The organism is Bradyrhizobium sp. BR 1432, from assembly GCF_051547705.1.
GTDB lineage: Bacteria > Pseudomonadota > Alphaproteobacteria > Rhizobiales > Xanthobacteraceae > Bradyrhizobium > Bradyrhizobium zhanjiangense.
The window spans coordinates 5,096,923-5,113,979 of sequence record NZ_JBPUGF010000003.1 but is presented as its reverse complement, the minus strand read 5'-3'; the positions used below and the strand labels follow the sequence as shown (position 1 = coordinate 5,113,979).

14 protein-coding genes and 1 pseudogene are annotated in these 17,057 nt (G+C 64.4%); 3 read left to right on the top strand and 12 right to left on the bottom strand.

Features of this window, described 5'->3' with window-relative positions; translation table 11 throughout:
- Positions 1 to 137: 137 nt before the first annotated feature.
- Entirely contained in the window at positions 138 to 662 is a 525-nt protein-coding gene (locus ACSKB8_RS24540) for an N-acetyltransferase family protein (RefSeq protein WP_438106974.1), read from the bottom strand.
- 49 nt (positions 663 to 711) lie between these two features.
- Positions 712 to 876: a DUF1127 domain-containing protein gene (locus ACSKB8_RS24535; RefSeq protein ID WP_438106972.1), complete on the bottom strand. Its 165-nt coding sequence runs from the start codon at positions 874 to 876 to the stop codon at positions 712 to 714.
- 676 nt (positions 877 to 1,552) lie between these two features.
- Here ACSKB8_RS24535 and ACSKB8_RS24530 point away from each other — a divergent pair.
- A complete protein-coding gene (locus ACSKB8_RS24530; RefSeq protein WP_438106970.1) occupies positions 1,553 to 1,702 on the top strand; it encodes a hypothetical protein in 150 nt (49 codons plus the stop codon).
- A gap of 217 nt (positions 1,703 to 1,919) precedes the next feature.
- Here ACSKB8_RS24530 and ACSKB8_RS24525 read toward each other — a convergent pair whose 3' ends face one another.
- The 6 genes from ACSKB8_RS24525 to ACSKB8_RS24500 form a co-directional block, all read right to left on the bottom strand.
- On the bottom strand, positions 1,920 to 2,435 hold the full coding sequence (locus tag ACSKB8_RS24525; RefSeq protein WP_438106968.1) for a DoxX family protein: 516 nt from the start codon (positions 2,433 to 2,435) through the stop codon (positions 1,920 to 1,922).
- Between the two features lie 50 nt (positions 2,436 to 2,485).
- Positions 2,486 to 4,015 carry a murein biosynthesis integral membrane protein MurJ gene (murJ, locus tag ACSKB8_RS24520; RefSeq protein WP_438106967.1) on the bottom strand — a complete coding sequence of 510 codons (1,530 nt, stop codon included), beginning with the start codon at positions 4,013 to 4,015 and terminating at the stop codon, positions 2,486 to 2,488.
- Between the two features lie 202 nt (positions 4,016 to 4,217).
- Positions 4,218 to 5,369 carry a DegT/DnrJ/EryC1/StrS family aminotransferase gene (locus ACSKB8_RS24515; RefSeq protein WP_438106965.1) on the bottom strand — a complete coding sequence of 384 codons (1,152 nt, stop codon included), beginning with the start codon at positions 5,367 to 5,369 and terminating at the stop codon, positions 4,218 to 4,220.
- A 51-nt stretch (positions 5,370 to 5,420) separates the two neighbouring features.
- A complete protein-coding gene (locus ACSKB8_RS24510; RefSeq protein WP_091891974.1) occupies positions 5,421 to 6,425 on the bottom strand; it encodes a Gfo/Idh/MocA family protein in 1,005 nt (334 codons plus the stop codon).
- 184 nt (positions 6,426 to 6,609) lie between these two features.
- Positions 6,610 to 8,022, bottom strand: coding sequence for a mannose-1-phosphate guanylyltransferase/mannose-6-phosphate isomerase (locus tag ACSKB8_RS24505; RefSeq protein WP_438106962.1), 1,413 nt, complete (start codon positions 8,020 to 8,022; stop codon positions 6,610 to 6,612).
- A gap of 7 nt (positions 8,023 to 8,029) precedes the next feature.
- Complete coding sequence (locus tag ACSKB8_RS24500; protein ID WP_438106961.1) at positions 8,030 to 9,019, bottom strand: SDR family NAD(P)-dependent oxidoreductase; 990 nt, start codon at positions 9,017 to 9,019, stop codon at positions 8,030 to 8,032.
- A gap of 235 nt (positions 9,020 to 9,254) precedes the next feature.
- On the opposite strand from ACSKB8_RS24500, the gene ACSKB8_RS24495 reads away from it, so the two are divergent.
- Positions 9,255 to 10,214 carry a lysylphosphatidylglycerol synthase transmembrane domain-containing protein gene (locus ACSKB8_RS24495; RefSeq protein WP_438106959.1) on the top strand — a complete coding sequence of 320 codons (960 nt, stop codon included), beginning with the start codon at positions 9,255 to 9,257 and terminating at the stop codon, positions 10,212 to 10,214.
- 26 nt (positions 10,215 to 10,240) lie between these two features.
- Positions 10,241 to 11,231: pseudogene (locus tag ACSKB8_RS24490) on the top strand (MraY family glycosyltransferase).
- Here ACSKB8_RS24490 and ACSKB8_RS24485 read toward each other — a convergent pair.
- From ACSKB8_RS24485 to rfaE1, 4 genes are all read right to left on the bottom strand, one after another.
- A complete protein-coding gene (locus ACSKB8_RS24485) occupies positions 11,219 to 12,166 on the bottom strand; it encodes an NAD-dependent epimerase/dehydratase family protein (RefSeq protein ID WP_438110662.1) in 948 nt (315 codons plus the stop codon). The pseudogene ACSKB8_RS24490 and the gene ACSKB8_RS24485 overlap by 13 nt on opposite strands.
- An 85-nt stretch (positions 12,167 to 12,251) precedes the next feature.
- Entirely contained in the window at positions 12,252 to 14,162 is a 1,911-nt protein-coding gene (locus ACSKB8_RS24480; RefSeq protein WP_438106957.1) for an SDR family NAD(P)-dependent oxidoreductase, read from the bottom strand.
- A 127-nt stretch (positions 14,163 to 14,289) separates the two neighbouring features.
- Complete coding sequence (locus tag ACSKB8_RS24475; RefSeq protein WP_438106955.1) at positions 14,290 to 15,576, bottom strand: O-antigen ligase family protein; 1,287 nt, start codon at positions 15,574 to 15,576, stop codon at positions 14,290 to 14,292.
- Entirely contained in the window at positions 15,573 to 17,057 is a 1,485-nt protein-coding gene (gene rfaE1 / locus ACSKB8_RS24470; protein WP_438106953.1) for a D-glycero-beta-D-manno-heptose-7-phosphate kinase, read from the bottom strand. Before rfaE1 ends, ACSKB8_RS24475 begins: the two co-directional genes overlap by 4 nt.

The following is a 17,057-nucleotide window of genomic DNA, read 5'->3' as shown; positions in this document are numbered from 1 at the left end:
GCATCACGCGCAAAGCGCGAAGAGCCCGTCATGGCGGGATTGCAGAAAGGACGGAACGTCCCACGGTTCGAAATTCCGCGGACGTCTCGACGCAGAAAGTCCCCGCCCATATTCCCGATCGGCTACCCCGGCCGACGCTATTGGCTGAACCTCCTGACCATAAGGTGTTTGTCATACATGGCGTTGCCAAAGCGGACGGCACGGGGATCTGTACCGTAGACCTCGAACCCGTTACGTCTGTAGGTCCTGATTGCAGCAGTCGCAGTCGTGAGCACATCAAGATGCACCTGTTCGACACATGCCTCGGCATGGGTCAGAAGCTCTCTGATGAGCCGATCACCGACACCTCTACCTCGACTGTTTTCCGTTACGTACACGGTATAGATGTGGCCCCTATGCCGCGTTCTCTTGTCCGCGGAGACATAAAAGCCAGCGATTCCGATCAAGCTCCCGCACCCAAATGCGCCCAGAACCATGCTGCCCAGCCAACGACGATAAGCGGTCAGCATGGCATCGCCGCCCTCATCCTCTTCGGGCGATCCAAACGTTTGAGGGTGCTTCTGGAGTGCCTCGGCGCGAATCTCGCGAAAAATCTCGAGGTCGTCGACAGTCAACCGACGGATTTCCACCTCCGCCTGAGCAATGGCCGAATGTAAGGTCATGGTCGTCGTCCTTCTCTTGCGTAGGATAGGAATCGTCGTGAGAGGATCCCTAGATCACGCCACGGCTCCATAGCTGCGTCGCGCTGTCTCTGAGGGTTTCGATCGCTCGTTCAGGCGTGACGTAGTCGATCTCGCTCCGCGTCAGGCCGATATCCCGCAGCTCCCGATCGCTCAGCTCCTGCAGAGTGAGCCGTAAGCCCGGCGCCGGCGCCACTCCCGAAGCGCGCGCCAGGAGCGCTTGGTCAGATTCGCGACGCGCCCAGGTGATGCGGCCGTCGGTCCAGCCGCTCCCTTTTCCGGCAGAGCGTCATCGAGCACTGCAATGGACGCACCGGGGCGCGCCGCCGCAAGACCAAGCCCCACGGTATCGGCCTCGCTCTCGGATGTGATGTTCGTCAATTGTGGTGGCATCGGATGCTCCTGCTGTTGGGCCGGCAGGGAGCGTGGCCAAAGAAAAGGCCCCGTCCGATGCCGGCGAGGCCTGGTGGAAAAGATGTCGTCGTCGAAATCCTAGCGCGCGACTCCTCCCACGGCCCAGCCGAAGCGGGTGATGTGCATGAAGTTGACGGTGCGCACGGATTTGATCATGAGACGCTCGTACCACAACGATCGCGTAAAATCAAGGGATGTGCCGATGTCTGTTGCACGCTAGAAGCGAGCGCGGGCGCAGTCGTCTCTGGAAATTCACCTGGCCGCACCGCGAAGAAGAGCACCAGCAGCAGATTGGTTTTGCTTCCCCGGCGCACACCCAGTGCTTTAGCGAATGTCATGGTGAGCTAACGCTCTTCCGAGTATTTCGGCGTCTTGCCACTTATTGGAGGACTTGCCACGCGGGTTTCGTTCGGCAAGACTGCTCGCATTTCAAGTACTTGTTTTGAAGGGGTGTCCTCATGCCCGAAACATTGGAAAGTCTATTGTGGTGTGCCGCACTGGCGACGTGGCTGATGCTTTTCTTCGGAATCACTGCCGAGCGCTTGAAGCCTCTCTCAAAACTCCTCAGCCATCTGCTCGAGGTTACGTTCAGGCTGAGGGCGAAGTGACGCAATAGTGGGCTTAAGGCAGTGGCCTTAAGGCGCGGCTTGGCAGCTGCCAAACTGGCAGGGCTGTGCGTCGCCTTGATGATGCAAGGGCGAACGAACCAAAGCTCGCACATCGTGCGGCCGCACTCTCCCAGCTCTGCGAGGGAGCGACGATGCTCGCGCCTCCAGGCAGTTCAGGAAAATTATGGCTATTGACGCTGAGAAACGAACAACGCTGCTAGCCTGCCAGCCTCCGATCGAACGAGAACCGTCCCCCTCCGGTGACCAAGATCAACAGAGCGCCTCCCAAGATCGAGATGTTTTTCAGGAAATTGTTGTACTGTCCAATCTGTTGCGGACCGGCGGGATATTCCCAGTAACGATGTGCGATTGCAGTAGCCGCGACTACAAATAGCAAAACCAAATTTGCGCAGTAGCGCGTACCAATGCCGAGTATCAAACCAGCCGAAATCAGTATTTCCAGCAGGACGGTTATTGTCGTGAACAGCTGGGGCACTGGAAGGTTCAGCGACCGAAAATAGCCCACTGAGCCGCTGAAATTCGTAAGCGCTCCGTACGCGCTTCCAACGAAGACCCATGCAAGCAGGATGCGGCCGATCAGGATCAGCAGGTCGGCATTGCTGGTGGCGAACTTGTCAATTTGAGATGTGGGCCAGGGAGGGCGGAATGTCATGGTCACTGCCTCATCGGCACCTGAATATGCAAAGATGGTATCACGATCGGCGAACCGCATGAAAGGCCCCGGCGGGGGCATCGCACGACGCGGTGACGGCGGGGTAACGCCTAGCCTCGCACCAGCGAGACCAGCCAGCTGCGGCCAAACAGGATGAGGATCGCGAGCGCGTAGACGATCGTGCCCCCGATGGCCAAGAGGGCCAGCGTCACTTCGTCCCGAAAGGCTTGCATGGAGGCCAAAATGGCCGCGCTGAAGTGCGCAATCAGCCAGAAGGTGGCGGCCAGGATCAATCCGGTCAGCAGGAATTTGGCGAGCGACATCAGCCAGCCGCGGTCCGGCACGAGAAAGCCTCGCCGCACTGCGAAGAAGAGCACCAGCAAGAGGTTGGTCCAGACACCAACGGCTGTTGCGAGCGCGAGGCCGATCTGGGCGAGCGATCCCATTAACGCGACTTTCAGGGCGACGTTGACCGCGATGCCGGTCAGCGACGCCCGGACCGGCGTTGCCGTATCCTTGCGCGCATAGAAAGTCGCGACCGCGCTGCGGATCAACACGAAGGGGATCAGGCCGATGGCATAGGCGGCGAGCGTTGCACCTGCCGCGGCCGCATCGGCCTTCGAGAACGCGCCGCGGGCGAACAGCGCGCGCATGATCGCCTCGGGCACGGTGATGAAGGCCGCGACGAACGGCACCGAGAACAGCAGCGTGAAATCGAAGGCACGGCGTTGCGCCTTCATCGCACCGTCGTGGTCGTTGGCAGTGATCCGCCGCGACATTTCCGGCAACAGCACAGTGCCGATGGCGATGCCGATCACGCCGATCGGGAGTTGGTTGAGGCGATCGGCGTAATAGAGCGCCGACAGCGCGCCTGCAGGCAGGAACGTCGCAATGATGGTGTCGGCGAACAGCGCGACCTGTGTCCCCATCGAGCCCAGCGTCGCAGGCCCTAACGCCTTGAAGAAGCCGCGGACGTCTTCATCGAGCCTCAAGGGCGCAAAGCGCGGCAGGCCGCCATGACGCGCCAGATCGCCGGCGAGCAGGAAATATTGCAGGAAGCCGGAAATCAGCACGCCCCAGGCCGCGGCGTGGCCCGCGGTCGGAAACCAGGCGGCGAGCGCCAGCGTCATCATCATCGCGACGTTGAGGAAGATCGACGCGGCCGCGGCGCTGGCGAAGCGCTGCATCACGTTGAGCATGCCGCCGTAGAGCGTCACCAGCGTGATCAGCAGCAGATAAGGAAAGGTGATTCGCGTGAGCTCGATCGCGAGCTTGCGTTGCTCGGCGTCCTCGGAAAAGCCTGGCGCCAAAATGCTCATGGCCTGCGGCATGAACAGCCAGGCGACGATCAGCAGCACGACTTGCGAGGCCAATAGCAGCGTGAAGATGCGATCGGCGAACAGGCTTGCCGCTCCCTCCCCCGTCTCGCCATGGACATGCGCATAGGCCGGTACCCAGGCCGCGTTGAAGGCGCCCTCGGCGAAGATCGCGCGGAAATGATTGGGCAGCCGCAGCGCCACGAAGAAGGCGTCGGCCACGGGGCCGGCGCCGAGAATCGCCGCGAGCATGATGTCGCGGGCAAATCCCGTCACCCGCGAGAGCAGCGTATATCCGCCAACCGTGAAGATGCGTCCGAGCATGCGTCACTTGTAGAGCATCGCGCGATTAGGTCTAGGTGCACGCCGCGACGAAGGTGCGCCCCCTCCCCCGCTTGCGGGGGAGGGTTGGGAGAGGGCTGCTTCCACAAAAAAGGCTCCCCAAGAGGAGAGAGCCCTCACCCGCGCCTTCGGCGCGACCTCTCCCGCAAGCGGGAGAGGTTAACCTCAAGCCAGCACCGCGCAATCAGCTTGAAAGCGCGCCGCGCACGGCGGCGATGACCCGCTCCTGGTCGGCTTCGGTCAAATAAGCGTGCATCGGCAGGCTGATGACGTCCTGCGACAGGCTTTCACATCCCGGCAGGCCGCCGTCTGCGACCGGGTAGTGCTTGTAGGCGGTCTGCTGATGCATCGACTTGCCGTAATAGATCGCGGTCGGCACGCCCTGGGCCTTCAGCGCGGCGGCAAAGCCGTCGCGGTCGGTACGCTTGGGCAAGCGGATCGTGTACTGCGCCCAGACCGATGTGTTGCCGGGCGACAGACGCGGCACGGTGACGACGTTGGACAGGCCACGCGCGTAGCGCTCCGCGACCTTGTTGCGGGCGGCGATCTCGTCGTCAAAGATCTTCAGCTTCTCGAGCAGGATTGCGGCCTGCATGGTGTCGAGCCGGCCGGTCAGGCCGAGGCGGACGTTGTCGTACTTGTCGACGCCCTGCCCGTGCACGCGGATGCTGCGCAGCGTGGTCGCGAGCTCGTCATCGTCGGTGAAGATCGCGCCGCCGTCGCCGAAGCAGCCGAGCGGTTTTGCCGGGAAGAAGCTGGTCGCAGTGGCGTGCCCGAGCGTGCCGAGCTTGCGACCTTTGTAGCTCGCGCCAAAGCCTTGCGCGGCGTCGTCGAGCACGAACAGGCCTTCGGCCCTGGCGATCTCGGCAATAGTGTCGTGATCGGCAGGCTGGCCGAACAGGTCGACCGGAATGACAGCAACCGGCTTGAGCCCGGCCTTGCGGGCGGCCGCGATGCCGCGCTTCAGCGACTCCGGGCTCATGTTGAAGGTCGCCTCGTCCACATCGACATAAACAGGCGTCGCGCCGGTGCGCGCCACTGGCGAGGCGGTCGCGATGAAGGTGAAGGACGGACACAGCACAGCATCGCCGGGTCCGACATTCTTCGCCATCATCACCATCAGGATTGCGTCGGTGCCGCTGGCGCAGCCGATGACGTGCTTGGCACCGCTGTAGGCCGCAAGCTGCTTCTCCAGCTCGAAGACCTCAGGTCCGTTGACGAACTGGCAATGGTCGAGAACCCGCTTCACGGCCGCATCGAGCGAGGCGCCGAGCCGGCGGCGCTGCGCGCCGACATCGATGAAGGGAATGGGATCGGAACGCAGATGCTGGTTCATGGCGCCTTGCTGATTCTCTCGCGAAGTTTGAGAAGCCGACATGGAAAGGGATTAGCCGGCGACGCGGCGCGGGCCCTTGCGGGCGGGCGCCGCGGCTGCGGGCCGCGACGGCGCCTCCAGGCACTGCGTGGCGATCTCGAGGCTGGCGACGCCTTCGTCGCCGGTCACCGCCGGCGTCTCGCCGTTAGCCACTGCCTTCAAGAACGCGATCAGCTCGGCGCGCAGCGGCTCGTCATGGCCGACCGGCAGATGCCGCATCGAATAGCTGCCATCGGGCTTGAAGCCGAAGCATTCGGTGACCTGGCGCGTCAACAGATCGCCCATCACGTATTTGTCGCGCGTCGCGACCGTGACGCTGCGTGCCTTGAACGGCGTCAGCCAGTTGGTGTTGATATGGGCGAGCACGCCGTTGGCGGTGCGGAACTGCAACAGCGCGATGTCCTCGCGCTCGGCGACGGCGCTCGACAATTGCGGCTGCACCTCGACGATGTCGGATTCGGTGAACCAGCGGATCAAATCGATGTCGTGCACGGCGAGGTCGATGACGACGCCGACATTGGACATGCGCGGCGGGAACGGGCCGACGCGGGTGATCGCGATCGACAGGATGTCCTCGCCTGCGATCGCCTGCTTGACGGCCGCGACCGCCGGATTGAAGCGCTCGACATGACCGATCATCAGCGTGACGCCGGCCTTTCGCGCGGCGGCGACGATCTCGCGGCCCTCTTCGACCGTGGACGCGATCGGCTTCTCGACCAGAACGTGGATGTTCTTGGCGATGCAGGCGAGCGCGACCTCGTGATGCAGATGGGTGGGCGCCGCGATGGTGACGGCATCGACACCCTCGGCGAAGAGCTGGTCGAGCGTCTCGAAACCCTGGCAGCTCGCAAGCTCGGTGGTGCGGGTGCGGTGCGTCGGCGAAGGATCGACGATGCCGACCAGGCTGACGCCGGGAAGACCCGCGAGCACGCGCGCGTGGTTGCTGCCCATCACGCCCGCGCCAATGACACCGACGCGCAGGCCGGCCTTTGCCGGTGCAGATCCTTTGGAACTCATCTGATGGAACCCCGATTCAACCCAAATCCCCGGCGCCGCTTCTAGCACGGGCGCCACATTTGTGGCGAATGACGCGCTAGCGGTCCGGACACGATTTGATTCAAAAAATTACACGTTCCCCGGGCCTTAAGCCGGAAAAGATACCGCTCTTCGGGCCCGGGTCGCGTGATTCGGAGTTTGCTGGTTACGACCTTTGATAGTCGTCTTCAATCCGGATGATGTCGTCTTCCCCGAGATAGCTTCCAGTCTGGACCTCGATCAGCTCCAGCATAATTTTACCGGGGTTCTCCATCCGGTGAACGGCGCCCATCGGAATGTAGATCGACTCGTTCTCATGCACCGCTTTCACGGTGTCGTTGACAGTCACCTGTGCCGTGCCCCGCACCACGATCCAGTGCTCGGCACGATGGTGATGCTTCTGGAGCGACAGCCGCCCACCCGGCTTCACCACGATGCGCTTGACCTGGTGCCGCTCGCCATTGTCGACGGACTGATAGCTACCCCAGGGCCGGTGCACTTTGAGATGCTCCTCGGTGACCTTGGGCGCGACCGTCTTGAGCTTGGTCACGAGGCGCTTTAAGCCGTTGGCATCCTTCTGGCGCGAGACCAGCACCGCGTCCGCAGTCGCGACCACCACGAGATCGTCGACGCCTTCGAGCGCGACCAGCGCGGAATCGGTGGTGACGTTGCAGTTGCGGGAGTCTTCGAACACGGCGGTGCCGTGCGCGGCGTTGCCCAGCGCGTCCTTCGCCGAGAGCTCCCACACCGCGTGCCAGGAGCCGACGTCGGACCAGCCGCACGACACCGGCACGACGGCGGCGCGCGAGGTCTTTTCCATCACCGCATAGTCGATCGAGATCGCCTTCGCCGCGCCGAACGCCTGAGGCTCCAGCGTGACGAAGCCGAGATCGCGGCCGGCGTTGGTGACGGCGCTCGTGACAGCCTCGATGCTCGCCGCATCTACCCTGCGATACTCGTCGAGCAGCACGGCGGCCGGGAACATGAAGTTGCCGCTGTTCCAGAGATAGCTGGAATTGACGTAGTCCGACGCCTTCACCGCATCCGGCTTCTCGACGAAGCGCGCGACCGCGAGCACCTCGCCAGTGATCACCTCGCCCGGATTGATATAGCCGTATTCGGTCGCCGGCCGCTCCGGCTTGACGCCGAAGGTGACGATGCGCCCGGCATTCGCGGCCGCAAGGCCTTCGCGGCACGCGGCGACGAAAGCGGCATTGTCCCGCACCACGTGGTCGGCAGCGAGCGCGAGCACGATCGCTTCATTGGCGCGGTTCTGCGCGAACACCGCGCCCGCGGCGATCGCAGGTCCGGAATCGCGCCGCATCGGCTCGAGGATCACATCGGCCTCGATCCCGATCTCGGCGAGCTGCTCCAGCACCATGAAGCGATAAGCCGCATTGGTGATGACGATCGGCCGATCGAACAGCGAGGGATCGGAGACGCGCAGCAGCGTGTCCTGGAAGGTCGAGCGGGTGCCGAACAGCGGCAGGAACTGCTTGGGTCGCACCTCGCGCGAAGCCGGCCACAGCCGCGTGCCGGCACCGCCGCACATGATCAGGGGGATTATGCGTTTGTCCATCGTCATCTCAAACCTTGAAATATTCCCGATACCAGGTGACAAAGTTACGGACCCCATGCTCGATCGGCGTTGACGGCGCAAAGCCCGTGTCGCGCATCAGGTCCTCGACGTCCGCGAACGTTTCCAGCACATCTCCCGGCTGCATCGGCAGCAATTCTTTGATCGCCGTCCGGCCCAGTTCCCGCTCCAGAAGACCGACGACGTGGATCAGTTCCTCCGGATGGTGGTTGCCGACGTTGTAGAGCTTTGACGGCGCATTTGCGGCAGCCGGATCGTCCGCAGGCACAAGATCGATCAGCTTGGATACTACACGCGTCACGTCATCAATATAGGTGAAGTCGCGGCGCATCCTGCCATGGTTAAAGAGCCGGATCGGCCTGCCCGCCATGATGGCATCTACAAAGAGAAACATGGCCATATCAGGCCGTCCCCACGGGCCGTAAATGGTAAAGAAGCGCAAGCCTGTGACCGGCAGCCGGTAGAGATGGCTGTAGGACTGCGCCATCAATTCATTCGCCTTCTTGGTCGCGGCGTAGAAGCTCACGGGATGGTCGGTGCGATCCTGCACGGCAAATGGCATTTTTGTGTTGGCGCCATAAACGGAGGATGACGAGGCGTAGACGAGATGGCGGCAGCGATTGTTGCGGCAGCCTTCGAGCACGTTGAGAAAGCCCTGGAGATTGGAATCGGCGTAGGCGTACGGCTGCTCGATCGAGTAACGCACGCCGGCCTGGGCCGCGAGATGCACGACCTTGGCAAATTGATGTCGCGCAAACAGCGCCGCGATCGTGTCACGGTCGGCGAGATCGGCCTCGACGAAGGAGAAGCCGGACTCGTTCTTGAGCAGTGCAAGGCGTGCCCGCTTCAGCGCGGGATCGTAATAGCTGTTGAGATTGTCGAGCCCGACGACGGACCGGCCTTCGGCCAGAAGCTGCCGGGCGACGTGAAAGCCGATGAAGCCGGCAGCGCCCGTGACCAAAATCGCCTGATCCGTCATCCTGTTCCCCAGAGATCCCTTGCCCGCAGAACCTGTTTAGCCGCCGCATCGTGGAGGCCGCAATAGTCCTGCCGCTCCTCATGAGGGCCCTTCAAGACGCCACTGCACGGCTTACACACGGCTGACTACATACGGCTATTGCAAGATTGGCGCCAAAACCATACCAAAGCGGCCGAATTCGGCGCCTCGCGTCGGGTTGCCTCCAATCTTCGCAAACCCTGTCCATGCGGGCGAGATGCGCCGAATCCTGCTTTCTGCGGCCAAGATCCTGATTTCCGCGGCGCTGCTCTATCTGGCGCTGCGCAAGGTGGACCTGTCCGAACTGTTCTCGCGCTTCACGGTGACCAGCCTGTTCTGGATCGGCGTGGCGATCGCGGTCACGTTCCTGCAAATCTTCGTCGGCGTGCTGCGCTGGCGCGAGATCAGCGCCGAATGCGGCGCGCCGCTCGAGCTCAGCCGGGCCATGCGCTACAACGTGATCGGCGCCTTCTTCAACCAGACCCTGCCGTCGGCGATCGGCGGCGATGCGGTCCGGCTGTGGCTGGTCGCGCGTGCCGGCGCCGGCTGGCGCGCGGCGACCTACTCGATCTTCGTCGATCGCGCGATCGGCTTGATCGCGCTCGCGGTCCTCATCGTCGCGAGCCTGCCCTGGAGCTACACCCTCATCACCGATCCGAACGGGCGCTCGGCGCTGCTGCTCCTCGACTTCGCGGCGCTGGCGGGCGGCCTCGGCTTTCTGGTCTTCGGCGCGTTGAAATGGCGCTGGCTGAAGACCTGGTGGGCCACGCATCACATCCACGCCTGTGCCGTGGTCGCCAATCGCGTGATCTTCAACCGCAGCCGCGGGCCGATCGTCGCGATCCTGTCGATCCTCGTTCACGTGCTCGCCGTCGTCATCGCCTGGTGCGTGGTGCAGTCGATCGCGGCACCGATCAGCTTCGGCCAGATCTTCCTGCTCGTCCCGCCGGTGATGCTGATCACCATGATGCCGATCTCGATCGCAGGCTGGGGCGTGCGTGAAGCCACGATGGGCCTCGCGTTCGGCTTCGCCGGACTCGCCGCAAACGAGGGCGTCAACGTCTCGCTGCTGTTCGGCGCGGTGTTCTTCATCGTCGGGGCGATCGGCGGCCTGGTCTGGATCCTCAGCGCGGAGAAGGCCGCGCAAGGATCGGCGCCGATCGGGGTGCCCGAGTGAGCCCGTCCACCGACGCCCTCGCCGCCATGCCATCGCTGCTTGCCGTCGCAATCGCCGCGCTGATGTCGGCGCTCATCACCTGGACCAGCCGTCCCCTGCTCCAGCGCTACGCGCTGGCGCGGCCGAACGCGCGGTCCTCGCATCGCATCCCGACCCCACAGGGTGCGGGCATCGCCGTGATCGCCGCGACGCTGATCGTCGCCTCGCTCTTTGCGATTGTCGCGAACGTCGCGATCCCGCCGGCGCTGGTTGGTGCGACGGTCTTGATCGCGCTGGTCGGGTTCGCCGACGACATCGTGTCGTTGCCGGTGCTGTTGCGGCTGGTGCTGCAGGCGGCAGCCGTCGGCGCCGTGGTATTCACTGCGCCCGAGACTGCGCGCATCGTTCCGGCGCTGCCGCTTGCGCTGGAGCGCGGTCTCATCCTGCTCGCAGGAGTCTCGGTTCGTGAACCTCGTCAACTTCATGGACGGGCTCGACCTGATGACGGCAGCGGAAGTGGTGCCTGTCACCGCGGCGCTGCTGCTGCTGGGATGGCTCGGCGAGCTGCCGTGGCCGGCCGCGCTGATCGCGACGGCGCTGTGCGGCGCCATGCTCGGCTTCGCACCGTTCAACCGTCCGGTCGCAAAGGTCTTCCTGGGCGATGTCGGCAGTCTGCCGATCGGCCTTCTGCTCGGCTGGTGCCTGCTGGAGCTCGCCTTTCGCGGGCAGCCGGCCGCGGCGCTGCTGTTACCCGCCTATTATCTCGCCGATTCCACCATCACGCTGTTTCGACGGATCGCGCGGCGCGAGCCGTTCTGGTCGGCGCACCGCACGCATTTCTACCAGCGCGCCACCGACAACAGCTTCACGGTGCCGCAGGTGATCGGCGAGGTCTTCCTGCTCAACCTCGTGCTCGCCGGGCTTGCCATCCTCACCATCCGCGCCGCCGCGCCCGCGATCACCGTGTTCGCGCTTGTTGCCGGCGCGATCGCGGTCGCATTCGTGCTGCGCCGCTTCTCCCGGCCTCAGGGCTCCTGATCCGATACTGCCAGGCGCAAGCCCTCCTCGAGGGTGACCTGCGGCTGCCAGCCGGTTGCGATCGCCTTCGAGATGTCGAGCTCGAGCGAGCCGATCAGGCCGTCTTGCATATCCTGACGGCCCGTCACGCGGAGGACCGCACTGAGCAGCTTTGGCGGTATGCCGAACAGCCGGGCGCTCTTGCCGGAGGCTCTCGCCAGGCACGCGATGAATTCAGGCGTCGAGACCCGCTCCCGGTCGGCCAGCAGAAAGATCTCGAAATTGCTCGCCGGGTCGGAATGGGCGAGCCGGTGCAGGATGAACGACGACAGGTTCTGCACGGAAAGAAAGTTGCGGCGGTTGCGGATCGCCGCAAATGGCAGCGGCAGTCCCCGCCTGACCGCGCGCGTCAGCAGCGCGAAATTGCCCTTGGCGCCCGCGCCATAGATCAGAGGCGGCCTGATCACCGAGATTTTCATGTCGCTGTCGCGCGCCAGCGTCCTCAAGCCCGCCTCGGCCTCAGCCTTGGATGTGCCGTAGAGACCGCGCGGCGTCGGGACATCGCTCTCGCTGAACGGCGCACGGCCGTCATTGCTGCGGCCGTGAACGAGAACGGTGCTGATGAAGATGAACTGGCGCACGCCGGCCGTCGCTGCAGAGCGCGCCAAATGCAATGTGCCGTCGACATTGACGTCGCGATAGAGCTGGACCGCGTGCTCCTCGTTCTTGTAATGCACGCGCGCGGCGAGATGGACGACGGCGTCGACGCCTTCGAGCGCGGCTTGCCAGTCGGTTTCCGGGCCGATCGATTTGATCACGACCTCGCCGTCGGTGCCTTCCGGGCTGCGCACCGCGCGGCGGACCGACCATCCCTGCCGCGTCAGCGCAGGCACGATATGGCGGCCAAGGAAGCCGCTCGCCCCCGTCACCAGCACGACCGGCTTTATCTCGCTCATCATTGCCCCGCCGGAACAGCGTTGCGCAACAAGCCGTCGACCAGAGCGGTACAGGCGACGACGATCTTGCCTCGAGGCTGCATGGTCAGGCCGCGGTCGACCCGAATTCGGGGACCGCATCCTTCAGGATGGTCCTGATGGTGGCGCGATCGTCGCGCGCGATCGCCTGCTCGAGCGCCGCAATCCATTTGCGCAGCGTCTGCATCGGCGGCTCGTTCGGCTGCGCGGCCATGATGCCGGGGACGCCGATCTCGCGGGTCGGCTCCTCGGAGGCGAACAGGATCTCGTGCAGGCGCTCGCCCGGCCGCATGCCCGTGAACACGATATCGATGTCGTAGCCCGGCTGAAGCCCGGAGAGCCGGATCATGCGCTCGGCGAGATCGACGATCTTCACCGGCTGGCCCATGTTGAGCACGTAGACCGAGACGTCCGAATGCTGCGCTCCGAGCGCGTGCGTTGCCGCCGTGATGACGAGATCGCAGGCCTCGCGGATGGTCATGAAATAGCGGACCATGTCGGGATGCGTCACGGTCACGGGGCCGCCGGCCTCGATCTGGGCCTTGAATTTCGGCACCACCGAGCCGTTCGAGGCCAGCACATTGCCGAACCGGACCGAGATCAGCCGCATCGGCGGCTTGGCACCGCCGCTCGCTGCCGCAAGATCACGGTCGAGCGCCTGGCAGTACATCTCGGCAAAGCGCTTGGTCAGGCCGAGCATCGACACCGGCTCGATCGCCTTGTCGGTCGAGATCATCACCATGGCTTCCGCGCCGGCGGCGAGCGCTGCGTCGGCCACGTTCATGGAGCCGAAGATGTTGGTCTTGACGCCCTCGCTCCAGTCGCGCTCGAGAATCGGCACGTGCTTGAGCGCCGCGGCATGGAAAACCATGTCCGGCTTGAACTCGGCCATCAGGCGCATGATGCGCTCGCGGTCGCGAATGTCGGCGATCCGCCCTTCAATCTGGGCCGCCGAATGCGCGGCGAGCGCTTCGGTGACCGCGTAGAGCGCCGGCTCGGAATTTTCCACGATCAGAAGACGCGCGGCGCCGAAGGCAACGACGCGCTCGCAGATCTCGGAGCCGATCGAGCCGCCGCCGCCGGTGACGATCACCGCCTTGCCCCTGATCAGGGTTTCGAGGCGCAGATAGTCGATCTTCTCGCTCGGCCGCAGCAGGAGGTCTTCGACCGCGACAGCCGTGAGCCGCGGCGTGTCGCCGCTCTCGAGCGAGGGCATGCGGTTGACGATCACGCCCAACTTGCGCGCCCGCATCAGGATCGATTCCGGATGCGCGTCCGGCTCGAACGCCGACGGTGTCATCACCAGACGGGCGATCGGTTTGTTGCGCTTGGCGAAGTCCGCGATGACGTCCTCGACATCGTCGATGCCGCCCAGCACCGGCAGGTTGCGGATGAACTGGCCTCGATCCGCAAGCGACGGCGACAACACGCCAACCGGCCAGATGCGCTTGATCGCCCCGCTCTCGATCCCACGCAGCAGCACCTCCGCATCCGCGGCGCGGCCGATCAGCAGCGTCGGCGCGGCATCATCGGTCCTCGCATGACGCCGCACCCGCGTATAGCGGAAATAGCGATAAGTCATGCGCAGAGCGCTGAGGAAGGAGATTTCCAGGAACCAGTAGAGGACGATCGTCACCTTGCCGAGGAAGAAGGCACCGCGAACGTTGGGCGCGACGAAGATGTAGTCGAGCACGAGCAAAGCAACCGTCAGCACGGTCGCCGCGCGAATGATGTTCAGCGCGTCCGGCAGCGAGATGAACCGCCATTTCGTCGTGGTCAGGTTCAAGACGAAGAACACGACCACGCTGAAGGCAAGAAAATAGGGCAGGATCTGGAACAGTAGCGGCAAGCGTTCGAAGAAGCCTTCGCCACCCTCAAATCGTACATAGAAGGCAGCAAACAGTGCCGCCGTGGTCGCCAGCAAGTCGTGGAGCGCGATCAGGAAATTGCGCAAAGTGAGATGCGAAAGACGCGTCATCCGCCGACCGATGAAAACCCAGTTAGATGCAACCTGCCCGCGCTGATAACCCATCTCGGCAGGACATGCCAGAGAAGGCTTGCGAGGTGACGCTGGCCAGTCGAGGCCTGCCGGCCGCGAGAGCCGTTCAGGAACCGGCCTCTTCCGGCTTCGCCTCGGCCCGTTGGGCCCGGATCACCATGCCGCCGGCAACACCGACGCCGATGACGTACATCCAGCCCTCGTGAAAGTCGAACAGGTGGGAGTTGAACAGAGAGGTGAAGACGTTCTGCACCACCACCAGGAATCCGATCCAGTTGGCGAACCCGTCGCCGCGAAACAACAGCAGGTGCAGGATCCAGATCGCGTAGAGAACGGCGATGCCGATGGCGCCCCACTGCACGGCGACGTTCAGCGTCTGGTTATGCGGATTGCCGATCACTTCGGCGGACGCCTGGTACTGCCCCCCGGGTGTCGCGACCCGCTCGAACAATCCGCGCGTCGAGCCCGTGCCGTGCCCCACGATCGGCGCCTCCGCGAAGAAGCCGAGCGATTTTCGCCAGAATTCGAGCCGCAGCCCGATCGAGGTCGGCTCGCCCCTTTCCACATAGCGCGTGTACTCGTTGGTAAATCTCTCAGCGGTCTGGCGCAAATGCGGCGAAGCCTGCCAGGCCAGAACGGCGCCGGCGAGCAGAGCGGCGGCGACGATCGCAATGCTGCGCCATTTGAGATGAAGCAGCGCGAACACGCCGAACATGATCGGAATGGTGACGAGCGCCGTGCGCGACACCACCACGAAGGCCATGTTGACGAAGAAGGTGAGCGCCATCGCCGTGAGCAGCCCGGCGAGCCAGTAACGCTTCTCACGCAGCAGCATCACGATCGGATAGGCGAGCGCGACCGCGCAAAGCGTGAATTCCTGGCTCTGGTCGATGTAGTTCTTGACGAAGATGCCGCGTTCGGGCGCATCGGTCTTGAGCGCGAGGTTGGGATAGAAGGCGACCAGCCACGACATCACCGACAACAGCGCACAGGACACCAGGAAGGCGACGAGCACCCAATGCCCGCGCTGCGAGCACTCGAAATGGTAGAGCAGGACGGGCAGCACGAACAGCTTGACGGTTGGATTGACCGCATACAGGCGCGCGCCCCAGGTCGCATCCGACCACAGCGTCCCGACCAGCGCGAGAACGACCAGTGCGATCGGCGCAACGCAGATCGGACGCTTCAGCGATTGCAGGAACGTGCGGAGGTCGAGGAACGGCACCATGCAGAGCAGCATCAGGGCGTTGAAGATGCCCGCAAGCGAGGTCGACCATGGCAGCGAAGCCGCGGTCAGCACCGCAAGAATGTCGACCGTCTCGCGCCAGGCCGCCGGGCTGCGCAGGCGCCGCCCGAGCATCTGGCCCGCCGTCTCGCGGGCGAGCGCCGTCACTTGTCCCCTCCCCGCGCGCGGTGCACCAGCGCGGTGGTGCTGAAGCCCTGAAGGATATCGACCAGCACGACCGTCCCGCCCGCGGCCTCGACGACCTCGTGGCCGACGACCTGCTCGCGGGTGTAGTCGCCGCCCTTGACCAGCACGCCGGGCTTGATCTTGGTGATCAGCTCGATCGGCGTATCCTCCTCGAAGATGACGACGAGATCGACGGCCTCCAGCGCAGCCAGCACCTCGGCACGCGCGCGTTCGTCCTGGACCGGGCGATCGGCACCCTTCAGCCGCCGCACCGAGGCGTCGCTGTTGAGACCCACGATCAGGCGGTCACAGGCGGCGCGCGCCGCGGTCAGCACCTTGACGTGGCCGGGGTGGAGGATGTCGAAACAGCCATTGGTGAAGCCAACGCGCTGGCCCTGTCGCTTCCATTCGGCGAGTTGCGCGTCCAGCACACCCGGCTCGAGCACGATCTTCTCCTCGGCGGCGAGATAGGCGTGCGGCAGGATCTTTCGCCGCAGCTCGGCCGCGCTCACGGTGGCGGTGCCCTGCTTGCCGACGGCGACGGCGGCGGCGGCATTGGCCATGCGCAACGCCGCGTCCCAGTCCGCGCCCGTTGCGAGCGACACCGCAAGCGCGGCGGCGACGGTGTCGCCGGCGCCGGAGACGTCGCGCACCTTCACCGGGAAAGCCGGAACATGGACGGCCTCGCCGCTGCGCGGCACCAGCGTCATGCCATGCTCGCCCAGCGTAACGAGGATCGCCTCGCAATCGGCGAGCCGCATCACGTCGTCGCTGGCATCGACGATGCTCTGCGTGGTGTCGGCGCGGCTCCGCGTCGCCTCCGAAAATTCCTTGCGGTTGGGCGTGAGCAGCGTCGCGCCGCGATAGATCGCCCAGTTCAGGCTCTTGGGATCGACGATGACGGGCTTGCCGAGCTTTCGCGCGGCGTCGATGGTGTGGCGGATCACGCGTGCGGTCAGCACGCCCTTGGCGTAGTCGGACAGCAGCACGATGTCAGCGCGCGCGATCTGCGGCAGGATCGCCTCGATCAGTTTCGTCTCGGTGGCATCGGAGGCAGGCCCCGCCTGCTCCCAATCCGCACGCAGCATGTGCGTGGAAAAATGCTCGGAGACGAAGCGGACTTTTCGCGTGGTCGGGCGCGAGGAGTCGGTCACCAGAATGCTGTCGATGCCGGCGTACTCCGCCAGCGCGGAGGCGAGCCGACTGCCCGCATCGTCCTCGCCGACGAGGCCGACGAAGATGCAGCGCGCGCCGAGGGAGGCGATATTGCGCGCGACGTTGCCGGCGCCGCCGATATGAATCTCGCTGCGCTGTGCCGAGATCACCGGCGCGGGCGCTTCCGGCGAGATCCGCGACACCTCGCCATAGACGAACTCGTCCAGCATGATGTCGCCGATGCACAGCACCGTGCGGCCGCCGATGGCTTGTGCGAGGGCATCGAAATCGAGAATGGGTGTCGGCAT